Genomic DNA, 12,097 nt, shown 5'->3' with positions numbered 1-12,097 from the left:
TCGCGTCATGCCCCGGCTTGTCCGGGGCATCCACCGCGCCGCTTGCGCCGCGCTCCAGGACGTGTAGGCCTGCCCGGTCGCAGGGTGGACCGCCGGACCGGCCGGGGGGTGACGCTCTGAATGCGGACCAGGAGGACGAAATGCGCGGACGGCTCATGGCGGCGCTGGCCTGCGCGCTCGCCTTCATGCTCGTGGCGTCCGCCGCGGCGCGGTCGGAGCCGGAACTGTCCCTGACAGCGGACGGCAGAACGCGCACCTATACCGCCGTCCAGCTTCTCGCCCGTCCGGACGCGGTCTCGGTGACGGTGCCTTCGGACGTGGCCTATGGCGGGACGGCGACCTATCGCGCCGTTCCGGTGCTCAATTTGCTGAAGGAGGCGGGCATTCCGGCCGACGCGCCGATCCAGATCCGCGCGCTCGACGGCTTCGTGGCGCAGTATCCCGCCGGCCTCTTCACGCAAAGCGGGGCGGACGGCGCGCGCGCCTTCGTCGCCATCGAGCCACGCCACGCCCCCTGGCCGAAGCTCAAGGGCAAGTCCGCCACCGCCGGGCCGTTCTACATCGTCTGGCAGAACCCGCAGGCGGGCCGCGTGAGCAGTGAGCACTGGGCCTATCAGGTGGCGACCATCGAGAGCACGCGCGATCCGGTGCTGAGGTTTCCGCAGATCGACCTGCCGGAGGCCGTCGGCGCCGACGCCCCCGCGCGGCGGGGGCTGTCCGTCTTCATCCACAATTGCCTGCCGTGCCACCGCATGAACGGCGGCGGGGAGAGCACCATCGGGCCGGACCTCAATTTGCCGATGAATCCGACGGAATATTTCCGCCCCGAGGCGCTGCGCGCGCTGATCCGCGACCCGGAGGCGGTGCGCGCCTGGCCCGAGCGCCGCATGCCGGGCTTCGGCGCCGCGACCATTCCGGAGCGGGACCTCGACGACCTGATCGCCTATCTCGACGCCATGCGCCACCGCCGCCGGTGAGGCGGCGGGGACCATTGGCCGGCCGTTCTCCCGCGCGCGCCGCGCGATCCAGTCCTGGCGCATCTCCCCGCCCCCTTGTGGGGAGGGGTGAGGGGGTGGCGCGCCGTCGGGGGGCGATCGCGCAGCCGCCGCTCAGGCCCGGAACGCCCGCGCCAGCGCCTCCGAGCCGCGCGCCAGGATGCCGGTGTCCGAGCCCACCGCGGTGAACACGCAGCCGGCGGCGATGTAGCGGCGCGCCAGCGCCGCGTCGCCGGTGAGGATGCCGGCGCGGTTGCCGGCCTTGCCGATGCGGGCGATCATCTCCTCGATCAGCGCGACGATGGCTTCGTCGCCCTGTCCGCCCAGATGGCCGAGCGCGGCGGAGAGGTCGCCGGGGCCGATGAACACCCCGTCCACCCCCGGCACCGCGGCGATGGTGTCGAGATTGTCGAGGCCGAGTTTCGATTCGATCTGCACCAGCACGCAGATTTCCTCGTGGGCGCGGGCGTAATAGTCGCTCACCCGGCCGAAGCGCGAGGCGCGCGAGGCGGAGGCGAAGCCGCGGATGCCGTCCGGCGGGTAGCGCGTGGCGGCGACCGCGGCGGCGGCCTGGGCCGGCGTGTCCACCATGGGGATCAGGAAGCTCTGCACGCCGGCATCCAGATAGCGCTTCAGGATCACCGCGTCGTTCACCGGCGGGCGCACGATGGGCTGGGTCTGCGGGTGCTCCATCATGGCGTGGAGCTGGTTCACCACCATGGGCAGCTCGTTGGGCGAGTGCTCGGTGTCGATCAGCAGCCAGTCGAAGCCGGAGCCGGCGAGGATCTCCACCGACAGGTGGCTCGCAAGGCTCGACCACAGGCCGATCTGCTGGCGGCCGGCATGGATGGCGCGCTTGAAGGTGTTCGCTGGCACGTCCAAGGGATCTGTCCTTCTTCGTCAGTAGATGGCGGGCTCGCCGACGGCGGCGCCGAAGGCGGTCTCGAGGAAGTCGAAGTCGCAGCCCTCATTGGCCTGGCCGATATGGCGCGAGAACATCCAGCCATAGCCGCGCTCGAAACGCGGCTCCGGGGCGGGCAATGCGGCGCGGCGGCGCGCCAGCTCCTCGGGCGCGACCAGCATGTCGATGGTGCGGTTCGGCACGTCGACGCGCACGAGGTCGCCGGTGGCGATGAGCGCCAGCGGCCCGCCCACGAAGCTTTCCGGCGCCACGTGCAGGATGCAGGCGCCGTAGCTGGTGCCGCTCATGCGGGCATCGGAGATCCGCAGCATGTCGCGCACGCCCTCTTTCACCAGCCTCTTGGGGATCGGCAGCATGCCCCATTCCGGCATGCCTGGCCCGCCGAGCGGGCCGGCATTGCGCAGAACGAGGACGTGGTCGGGCGTCACGTCGAGGCTCTCGTCCTCGCTCGCCGCCTTCATGCTGGGATAGTCGTCGAACACCAGCGCCGGGCCGGTATGGACGCGCAGATGCGGCGCGCAGGCGCTCGGCTTGATGACGCAGCCGTCGGGCGCGAGGTTGCCGCGCAGCACCGCCAGCGCGCCCTCGGCATAGATTGGGTTCTCCAGCGGGCGGATCACGTCGTCATTGTAGACCTGCGCGCCCTCCAGCGTCGCACCGAGCGTGCGGCCGGACACGGTCGGCGCATCGAGGTGCAGGAGCGGCTTGAGGCGCCCCATCAGCGCCGGCAGGCCGCCGGCGAAGTAGAAGTCCTCCATCAGATAGGCCGCGCCCGAGGGCCGCACATTGGCCAGCACCGGCACGATGCGGCTCGCTTTGTCGAAGTCGTCCAGCGAGATGTCGCAGCCGGCGCGGCGTGCCTGGGCGATCAGGTGGATGATGGCATTGGTGGAGCAGCCCATGGCCATCGCCACCGTGATGGCGTTCTCGAACGCCGGCCGGGTCTGGATGCGGGCCGGGACGAGGTCCTCCCACACCATGTCGACGATGCGCCGGCCCGACGCCGCGCACATGCGCATGTGGCCGGCGTCGGCGGCGGGGATGGAGGAGGCGCCGGGCAGCGTCATGCCGAGCGCCTCGGCAATGGCGGTCATGGTGCTGGCCGTGCCCATGGTCATGCAATGGCCGTAGGAGCGGGCGATGCCGCCCTCGATCTCGGCCCAGGCGGCCTCGTCGATGTTGCCGGCGCGGCGCTCGTCCCAGAACTTCCAGGCGTCCGACCCCGAGCCCAGCGTCTTGCCGTTCCAATTGCCGCGCAGCATCGGCCCGGCGGGCACGTAGATGGCCGGCACGCCGGCGCTGGTGGCGCCCATCAGGAGGGCGGGGGTGCTCTTGTCGCAGCCGCCCATGAGCACCGCGCCGTCCACCGGGTGGGCGCGGATCACCTCCTCCACCTCCATGGCCAGCATGTTGCGGTAGAGCATGGAGGTGGGTTTGAGGAAGGTCTCCGACACCGAATGGACCGGCACCTCCAGCGGGAACCCGCCGGCCTGCAGCACGCCACGCTTGATGTCCTGCACGCGGTCCTTGAAGTGGGCGTGGCAGGAATTGAAGTCCGACCAGGTGTTGAGGATGGCGATCACCGGCCGGCCGGCCCAGTCCTCGGGCGCGTAGCCCATCTGCCGCAGCCGCGAGCGATGGCCGAAGCTGCGCAGATCGTCGGCGGCGAACCAGCGGGCGCTGCGCAGCGCGTCGGGGTTCTTGCGGGGCGTCATGAACTCCACCTCGGGAATGGGCCGGGCCTCGACGGGAGGCCCGGCGACGCATCGCGGCATTGGGAATCGCGCTAGAGCGCGATCCGATCAAATTGACTCAATCTGATCGGTGAATCGCCCTCTAAATCGATGAAAGAGAACGCGTTGTCCGATCAGCTTGCGGCGCAAGCTGATCGGCGCGTGCGCTAGTTGGTCTCGATCTTCCCGAGCTTCACCACCTCGCGCCAGCGCTGCTCCTCGGCGTTGCGGAAGGCGACGAACTCCTCGGGCGTGTTGGCCACCACCTCGAAGCCGAGGCCGTTGAACTTGGCCTTGACCTCGGGATCGTTAAGGCTCGCTTTCAGCGCCTCGAAGAGCTTGGCCTTCACCGGCGCCGGCAGCCCCTTGGGGGCGGCGGCGGCCTGCCAGGAATACACGTCGATGCCGTCGACGCCGGCCTCCTTCATGGTGGGCACGTTCGCCAGCACCGGGTTGCGGTCCTGCGCCGTCACCGCGAACGCCTTCAGCTTGCCGGCCTTGATCTGGTTCGCCACCGCGCCGAGATTTTGGAACGACACGTTGGCGTGGCCGGCGATCAGATCGGCGATCGCCGGCCCGCCGCCCTTGTAGGGCACGTGCACGCCGCTGGTCCCGGTCTTCTGCCAGAACAGGGCCGCGGTCAGATGGTCCGAGGAGCCGACGCCGGAGGAGGCGAAGGTCACCTTGTCCGGATTCGCCTTGAGATAGGCGATCAGCTCTTTCACCGAGCTGGCCGGAAAGTCGGGATTGGCCACCAGAACGTTGGGGGTGCGCACCGCGACCGTGAGCAGGTCGAGGTCCTTGCCGGGCTGGTAGCTGAGGTTCGGGTTGAGCGCCGGATTGATGGCGAACACGCCGATGGAGCCCACCAGCAGGGTGTAGCCGTCCGCTGGCTGGCCCTTCACATGGCTCGCGCCGTTGGCGCCGTTGGCGCCGGGGCGGTTGTCGATCACCACGCTCTGGCCGAGCTTGTCCTGCATCTTCGGCTGCATGAAGCGGGCGGTGCTGTCGGAAGCGCCGCCGGGCGGGAACGGCACCACCACCGTCACCACGCGGTCGGGAAAGGTTTGCGCGAGCGCCGGCGCGCCGCAGAGCGCTGCGGCCAGCGCGAGCGAGACGATCTTCAAGCGGGACATGTTTCCTCCTGTCGCTCGGACGCGCGTTCGAGGGAGCCGCCGCTCTGATGGTTGGCGTGGCGGCCGTCTCCCCCGTCCTGCCTGCACCCGATCCGCGCGATCGGATCGGGTGCAGGCAAGCTCTTGCCCGGGCCGCGTCCTCGGCCGTGGTTGGGCGTGCCGTCTTCCGGCTGATGGATTAAAACGCTAATGCATTAGTGAAGTCAAACTCGTCCTGCGCTATGCTCGCGCCATGGACACCGCGCGCTCCTCTTCCAGGCCGCCCCGCGACCCGTCGCGCCATGCCGCGCCGCAGGTGTTCGACTATCTGCGCGAGCGCATCATCGCGCTGGAGCTGCCGCCCGGCACGCTGATCTCCCGCGCCGAGCTCCAGGAGCTGTTCGGCTTTTCCTCGACCCCGGTGCGCGACGCGCTGCTCCGGCTCCAGGAGGAGGGGCTGGTGGACATCTTCCCCCAGCACGCCACCATGGTCAGCCCCATCGACCTGAAGCTCGCCCGGCAGGCGCAGTTCCTGCGCCGCTCGCTGGAGCAGGAGGCGGTGCGCACCATCGCTCTTGCCGCCGACCGCGGCGAGGTGGTGGCGCGGCTCGAGACCGGGATCGAGGTCCAGGCCACCCTGCTCGCCCGCGGCGACCTGCCCGGCTTCGAGGCCGCCGATCGGGAGTTCCACCGGGTGTTCTTCGAGATCGCGGCGGTTCCCGGCCTGTATGTCCTGGTGCGGCGCTATTCCGGGCACATCGACCGCATTCGCCGGCTGCATCTGCCGATGCCCGGCAAGGCCGCGCAGGTGATCGCCGATCATCGCGCCATCGCCGCCGCCCTCAAGGCCGGCGATGCGGCCCGCGCCCAGGCGGCGCTGCGCGAGCATCTGTCCAAGTCGCTCGCCTTCACGCCGGACCTGCGGGCCCGCTGGCCCCACTATTTCCGCGACTGAGGCCGATCCGGCCGGTGCGTCCCCTTCGGCGCGCGCCATCGTCGCGATCGGCGCTTGATCTTTGCGGCCAAAATGGTTGCACACCCGCCACAGCCGCCAAAGGAACGCCGGCCCGCCGGCAGTCGGATCCTGGGAAATCATTATTATACTTTTGATATTGCGGTCTTATTTGTCGTCGGCGAGGCGGTGTGGCCGGCGGGCCATGCTGCAACCGATCGTGCATCCGGGCCCCTTTCGGCGCACGGAAAATGGGATAAGAGATCATTGCCTTAAACGCGGGCGGGGGGCTCTGCCATGTCTTGGGGGTATCTTTCGCCACACGGACGGCATCTCGCCGCCGCGATCGTCGCCGCGATCGTCTCGGCGGGCCAGCCCGCGCGCGCCGCCGACCTCTCGACGCCCCCCATGCCGGCGGCGCCGCCGTCCGGCTGGGAGTTCCAGGCCACTCTCTACGGCTGGGGGACGAGCCTCACCGGCGACATCGGCGTGCGCGCTCTGCCCGCGGTCCCGATCGACGTGAGCTTCGGCGACCTGCTGAGCAACCTGGACGGCGCGCTGATGGGCGACTTCCTCGCCAAGAACGGCGACTGGACGCTGCTGGCCGACGTGTTCTGGTCGAAGATCTCGGCCGACAAGGCGCTGGGTGCCGGCGGGCCGCAGCTCGATTTCAGCCAGCGCCTGCTGGTGCTCCAGGCCATTGCCGGCTACCGCCTGCCGGTGGGGCCGGACAATTTTGACCTCAGCGCCACGGCGGGCTTCCGCTATCAGAAGCTGACCGCCGAAACCACCATTACCCCGGCCGGCTTTCCCGCGGGCGTGTCCTCCACTTATGTGAAGGACTGGCTCGACCCGGTGTTCGGCCTGGTGCTGCAGTATCAGATCAACGAGCGCTGGTTCGTGAACGCGCTCGCCGACGTGGGCGGCTTCGGCCTCGGCTCCAAGCTCACCTCGCAGGGCTTCGTGGCCCTGGGCTACAATTGGAACAAGTCCTGGTCCACCGCCATCGGCTATCGCGCGCTTTATACCGACTACGAGTCCATCACCGGCCCGCGCAGCAATTTCCGCTACGACACGACCATGCACGGGCCGATGTTCAGCATCGGCTATCACTTCTGACGCCGGGCGGAGCGCGGCCTCAGAAGCCGACCACCAGCGCCCCGCCCGTGAGGCCGGCGCCGACCGCCGTCAGCAGCACCTTTTCTCCCGTCCGCAGCGGCGCCTGCTCCGCGCTCGCGGCGAGCGAGAAGGGAATGGTGGCGGCGGAGGAATTGCCGAACTCGGCGATGGTGGAGACGAGGCTCTCGTGCGGCAGGCCGAGATTGCGGCGCACCGCCTCGAAGATGCGGGTGTTGGCCTGGTGCGGCACGAAGCGCTGCACGTCCGTGGCGCCGAGGCCCGCCTGCGCCATGGCCTTGCGGGCGCAGTCGGTCATGGTGGTGACGGCCTCCGCATAGACCGCCGCGCCGTCGGCGATCGCCATGAAGATGTCCTGCGGCGCCGTCTGCGGCGAGAAGGGCTGGCGGCTGCCGCCGGCGGGAATGCGGATCAGGCCGTATTGCCCGCCGTCCGAGGTGAGGTCGGCGCCGATCACGCCCACGTCCGCGCGCTCCGAGGGCGCGAGCACGCAGGCGCCGGCGGCGTCCGCGAACAGCACCGCGCTCACCTTGTCCATGGGATTGATGCGGCGGCTGAGCACGTTGGCCGCCACCACCAGTACCGGGCGGCCCTGGGCGCGCACGAAGCCGTCGGCGAGGGCCAGCGCGTAGAGGAAGCCGGCGCAGGCGCCCGCAAGGTCCACCGCCCCCGAGCAGGCAAGGCCGAGGCGGTGGGCGAGCAGCGGCGCCGAGGGCGGCAGCAGATGGTCCGGCGTCGAGGTGGCGAGCAGCGTCAGGGCGATGTCGGCGCGGGCGAGGCCGCTCGCCGCCAGCGCCTGCTCTGCGGCCGGCAAGGCCAGGTCGGTGAGCGCCTCGTCCTCGGCCACGTAGCGGCGCGCGCGGATGCCGGTGCGCCGCTCGATCCAGCCGGCCTCAAGTCCCAGCCGTGCCTCCAGCTCCTCATTGGGCACGCGCCGCGCGGGCGCGTGGCGGCCGAAGGCGACGATGCGGCTGGAGCGGGCCATGGCGCGCCTCAGGCGAGCGCGTCGGCGGCGGCGCGGATGGCGCCGTAGGCGCCTTCCAGCTCGGCGCGGGTCACGCAATAAGGCGGCATCAGATAGAGGGTGCTGCCGAGCGGGCGAATGAGCAGATCGCGCGCAAGGAAGAAATCGTAGAGGCGCGGGCCGATGCCGGCGAGATAGCCCGCGTCCCGCGCCTTGAGATCGAGCGCGGCGATGGTGCCGCAGCGGCGCACGGTCTCGAAGCGCCGATCATCGCGGAACGGCGCGATCAGCTCCTCCTGCAGGGCGCACAGCGCGGCGATGCGCGCCATCACCGGCTCGCTCTCCCACACTTGGAGGTTCGCGAGGCCGGCGGCGCAGGCGATGGGGTTGGCGGTGTAGGACGAGGAATGGAAGAAGGTCTTCGTCCGGTCATTGGAATAATGGGCCGCGAAGATCTCCTCCCGGCAGAGCGTCACGGCGAGCGGCAGGGCGCCGCCGGTGAGGCCCTTCGACAGGCACAGGATGTCCGGGACGATACCCGCCTGGTCGCAGGCGAAGCGCGTGCCCGTGCGGCCCCAGCCGGTCATCACCTCGTCGGCGATGAACAGCACGCCGTGGCGCGCGCAGATGGCGTGCATGGCCTTCAGGAGCTCCGGCCCGTACATGAGCATGCCGCCCGCGCCCAGCACCAGCGGCTCGACGATGAAGGCGGCGGGCGCCTGCGCGCAGGCGGCCTCCAGCGCGGCGAGCGTCGCCTCCTCCTTCCCTGCGGCAGGGAAGGGGACGGTCTCCACCTCGAACAGCAACGGCGCATAAGCGGCATTGAACACACCGCGTTCGCCCACCGACATGGTGCCGATGGTGTCGCCGTGATAGCTCGCCGCCATCACCACGATGCGGCTGCGCGCTTCGCCGGTGTTGCGCCAGAAGCCGAGCGCCATCTTCAGCGCCACCTCGACGCTGGTGGAGCCGCTGTCGGAATAGAACACCCGGTTGAGGCCTTCCGGCGCCACCGCCACCAGCCTGCGCGCGAGCGCTTCCGCCGGGGCGTGGGTGAAGCCGGCGAAGATGATCTGGTCGAGGCTTTCGCTCGCCTGCCGGATCGCCGCCATGATGGCCGGGTGGCGGTGGCCGTGGGTGATGACCCACCAGGAGGAGATGGCGTCGAGGATGCGCCGGCCGTCTTCGGTGACGAGGTGCGCGCCCTCGGTGCGGGCGATCGGCACCATCGCGCCCGCGAGCGCGTGCTGGGTGAAGGGATGCCAGACCGGGGAGGTCACGCCGCTGCCCTCCCGGCCGCGAAATCCGCGCGCCGGAAGGCGCGCGCGAAGGCCGCCGCCAGCGTGTCCGGGGTCAGCGGATCGAGCCGCGGCAGGCGGCCGAGCACATTGACCTTCCCGAGCGCGGCGATGATGCGCGCGTTCTCGTCGTGCGCCTCGCCGATGAAGGCGACGCCCAGCACCGGGATGGCGCGCGCCCGCAGCGCCTCAAGCGAGAGCAGCGTGTGGTTGATGGTGCCGAGCGCGGTGCGCGCGCACAGAACCACCGGCAGGCCCCAGCGGGCGAAGACGTCGATGAGCAGCGCCTCGCGCGTCAGCGGCACCAGCAGGCCGCCCGCGCCCTCGATGACGAGGGGGCGCGGCGCGGCCGGGGGAATGAGCGCGGCGGGGTCGATGGCGACGCCCGCGCGCTCCGCCGCCAGGTGCGGGGAAGCGGGCAGCGCGAGGCGCCGCGCCTCGGGCAGGATGCGCTCCGCCGGCAGGCCGGCAAGGCGCGCCACCGCCGCGCTGTCGGTCTCCCCGTCGAGGCCGGCCTGCACCGGCTTCCAGTAGCAGCCGTCGAGGAAGCCGGCGAGACCGGCGCAGAACACCGTCTTGCCGATCCCCGTATCGGTGCCGGTGACGACGATGGCGCGCGTCACGCCGCCTTCTCCGCGAGCGCCGCGCCGAGCACCTCGAACAGGCCGTCCACCGCCGCCGCGTCGGCATTGAGGGTGAGCGAGATGCGCAGCCGCGCGGTGCCGGCCGGCACCGTGGGCGGGCGCACGCCGCGCACGTCGTAGCCGGCATGCTGCAGGAGGCCTGCCAGCGCCATGGCGCGGCCGTTGTCGCCGACGATCACCGGCAGGATCTGAGAGCCGGAGGGGGCTAGGCCGCACGTCGCCTCAAGCCGCCCGCCGGCATGGGCGACGAGCCCGGCGAGGCGGGCGCGCCGCTCGGGCTCGTCCCGCATGATGGCGAGCGCCTCGAGCGCCGCCACCGCCATCAGCGGCGAGGGGGCGGTGGCGAAGATGAAGGGCCGGCAGCGGTTGACGATGATGTCGGCGAGCACCTGCGGCAGCGTCACCAGCGCGCCGGAGCCGCCCATGGCCTTGCCGCAGGTGTGCAGCACCACCACGTTCTCGCGCCCCTCGAACGCCGCCGAAAGGCCGCGCCCGTCGGGCCCGTAGACCCCGGTGGCGTGGGCCTCGTCCACCAGAAGGAAGCCGTCGTGCGCATCCGCCAGCGCCAGCAGATCGGCCAGCGGGGCGCGGTCGCCGTCCATGCTGTAGAGGCTTTCGGCGGCGATCCACACCTTGCCCATGCCGCCGGCGGCGCGGAAGGCGCGGATGGCGTCCTCGGCGGCGCCGGCATCGTTGTGGGCGAACAGCACCGGCTCGGCCTTGCCGGCGCGGGCGCCCTCATGGGCGCTGGCATGGATCAATTCGTCCATCAGCAGCAGGTCGCCCTTCTGCGGCAGGGTGCCGATCACCGCGAGGTTCGCCATGTAGCCGCCGGAGAAGAACAAGGCCGCCTCGCTCCCGAAGAAGCGCGCTGCGGCCTCTTCCAGCGCCGCATGGGCGGGGTCGTTGCCGCGCAGCAGGCGCGAGCCGGTGGCGCCCACCGGCACCCCTTGCTCCAGAGCGGCGGCGACCGCCGCCTTCAGGCGGGGCGAAGAGGCGAGGCCGAGATAGTCGTTGGAGGCGAAGTCCATCCCCGCGCGGCCGGACAGCCGTCGCAGGGACTGGCGCCGGTCGAGGCCCCGCAGCATCGCCTCGTACCGGCCGAGGCGCGCGGCCTCGCTCACGCCGCGTCCACCCGCGCGCCGTCCGCGCCGGCGACCTCCCCCTCCTGGGGCCTGAGGCCGAGCGTGGCGAACAGCGCCATGTCCTTGTCCTCGCCGGGATTCTCGGCGGTGAGCAGGGTGTCGCCCACGAAGATGGAATTGGCCCCGGCGAAGAAGCACAGCGCCTGCATCTCGTCGCTCATCTGCGTGCGGCCGGCGGAGAGGCGCACATGCGCGGCGGGCATCAGGATGCGGGCGAGCGCGATGGTGCGCACGAAATCGATGGGCGACACCGGCTCGGCGCCGGCGAGCGGCGTGCCGGGGATCGGCATCAGCTGGTTGACCGGCACGCTCTCCGGCGGCGTCTCGAGGTTGGCCAGCGTCACCAGCATGTCGACCCGATCCTGGGCGCTCTCGCCCATGCCGAGGATGCCGCCGCAGCACACCTTGATGCCGGCGTCGCGCACGTTGGCCAGCGTGTCGAGCCGGTCGGCGAAGGTGCGGGTGGAGATGACTTTGGAATAATGGGCTTCCGAGGTGTCGATGTTGTGGTTGTAGTAATCGAGGCCGGCTTGAGCGAGCCGGTGCGCCTGGCCCGGCTCCAGCATGCCGAGCGTCATGCAGGTCTCCATGCCGAGGGCGCGCACCCCCTCCACCATGGCGACCAGCGTGTCCATGTCGCGCTCCTTGGGCGAGCGCCAGGCGGCGCCCATGCAATAGCGCGTGGCGCCGGCGTCCTTGGCCTTCTGCGCCTCGCCGACGACGCGCTCCACCTCCATGAGCTTGGAGGCCTTCAGATCCGTGCCGTGGTGGGCGGACTGGCTGCAATAGCCGCAATCCTCAGCGCAGCCGCCGGTCTTGATGGAGATCAGGCGGCTCATCTGCACTTCGTTGGGGTCGAAATTGGCGCGGTGCACGCTCTGGGCGCGGAACAGCAGGTCGTTGAACGGGGCGTTGTAGAGGGCCAGGGCCTCGTCGCGGGTCCAGGTCTTGCGCCTGCCGGTGCTGTGGATGGCGGTGGCGTTCGATCGAACCTGAGGCATCTTCGGCCCTCCCTTGATGTTGCTTTTGCTGCAAGGCGTCATTGATAGCCCCTGCGCGCTGGGATCGCCAGAGCCGCGGGCGAGCCGGCCGGACTTGTCCCGGCCGGCCGGCTGCTCGGGCCGTTCTCCTGGCCCGTTCTCCTGGCCCGTTCTCCTGGCCCGTTCTCCTGGCCCGTTCTCCTGGCCCGTTC

Annotated in this window: 11 protein-coding genes; 3 read left to right on the top strand and 8 right to left on the bottom strand. The window is 70.8% G+C overall.

Annotated elements, in window-relative coordinates; all coding sequences use genetic code 11:
* Positions 1–140: 140 nt before the first annotated feature.
* Positions 141–977 (top strand): c-type cytochrome, encoded by an 837-nt coding sequence (locus ABLE88_RS04125; protein ID WP_348830190.1) that lies wholly within the window; start codon positions 141–143, stop codon positions 975–977.
* 132 nt (positions 978–1,109) lie between these two features.
* Here the strand turns inward: ABLE88_RS04125 and ABLE88_RS04120 are convergent, their stop codons facing one another.
* From ABLE88_RS04120 to ABLE88_RS04110, 3 genes are all read right to left on the bottom strand, one after another.
* Positions 1,110–1,877, bottom strand: coding sequence for an HpcH/HpaI aldolase family protein (locus ABLE88_RS04120; RefSeq protein ID WP_348830189.1), 768 nt, complete (start codon positions 1,875–1,877; stop codon positions 1,110–1,112).
* A gap of 18 nt (positions 1,878–1,895) precedes the next feature.
* On the bottom strand, positions 1,896–3,632 hold the full coding sequence (gene araD, locus ABLE88_RS04115) for an L-arabinonate dehydratase (RefSeq protein WP_348830188.1): 1,737 nt from the start codon (positions 3,630–3,632) through the stop codon (positions 1,896–1,898).
* 185 nt (positions 3,633–3,817) lie between these two features.
* Entirely contained in the window at positions 3,818–4,786 is a 969-nt protein-coding gene (locus tag ABLE88_RS04110) for a Bug family tripartite tricarboxylate transporter substrate binding protein (protein WP_348830187.1), read from the bottom strand.
* A 232-nt stretch (positions 4,787–5,018) separates the two neighbouring features.
* On the opposite strand from ABLE88_RS04110, the gene ABLE88_RS04105 reads away from it, so the two are divergent.
* Positions 5,019–5,720: a GntR family transcriptional regulator gene (locus ABLE88_RS04105; protein ID WP_348830186.1), complete on the top strand. Its 702-nt coding sequence runs from the start codon at positions 5,019–5,021 to the stop codon at positions 5,718–5,720.
* 294 nt (positions 5,721–6,014) lie between these two features.
* Positions 6,015–6,836, top strand: coding sequence for a hypothetical protein (locus ABLE88_RS04100; RefSeq protein ID WP_348830185.1), 822 nt, complete (start codon positions 6,015–6,017; stop codon positions 6,834–6,836).
* 19 nt (positions 6,837–6,855) lie between these two features.
* Here ABLE88_RS04100 and ABLE88_RS04095 read toward each other — a convergent pair whose 3' ends face one another.
* The 5 genes from ABLE88_RS04095 to bioB are packed head-to-tail and all read right to left on the bottom strand — an operon-like array spanning position 6,856 to position 11,948.
* Positions 6,856–7,839, bottom strand: coding sequence for a beta-ketoacyl-ACP synthase III (locus ABLE88_RS04095; RefSeq protein WP_348830184.1), 984 nt, complete (start codon positions 7,837–7,839; stop codon positions 6,856–6,858).
* Between the two features lie 8 nt (positions 7,840–7,847).
* Positions 7,848–9,098, bottom strand: coding sequence for an adenosylmethionine--8-amino-7-oxononanoate transaminase (locus ABLE88_RS04090; protein ID WP_348830183.1), 1,251 nt, complete (start codon positions 9,096–9,098; stop codon positions 7,848–7,850).
* A complete protein-coding gene (gene bioD / locus ABLE88_RS04085) occupies positions 9,095–9,739 on the bottom strand; it encodes a dethiobiotin synthase (protein ID WP_348830182.1) in 645 nt (214 codons plus the stop codon). The genes ABLE88_RS04090 and bioD overlap by 4 nt, the downstream gene beginning before the upstream one ends.
* Complete coding sequence (locus tag ABLE88_RS04080; RefSeq protein ID WP_348831079.1) at positions 9,736–10,848, bottom strand: 8-amino-7-oxononanoate synthase; 1,113 nt, start codon at positions 10,846–10,848, stop codon at positions 9,736–9,738. The genes bioD and ABLE88_RS04080 overlap by 4 nt, the downstream gene beginning before the upstream one ends.
* Before the next feature lie 32 nt (positions 10,849–10,880).
* Complete coding sequence (bioB, locus tag ABLE88_RS04075; RefSeq protein WP_510182846.1) at positions 10,881–11,948, bottom strand: biotin synthase BioB; 1,068 nt, start codon at positions 11,946–11,948, stop codon at positions 10,881–10,883.
* Positions 11,949–12,097 lie beyond the last annotated feature (149 nt).

It is taken from the genome of Xanthobacter luteus, assembly GCF_040049235.1.
Lineage (GTDB): Bacteria > Pseudomonadota > Alphaproteobacteria > Rhizobiales > Xanthobacteraceae > Xanthobacter.
Note: the sequence above shows the minus strand (reverse complement) of the source record. Positions and strands in the feature narration are given on the sequence as shown.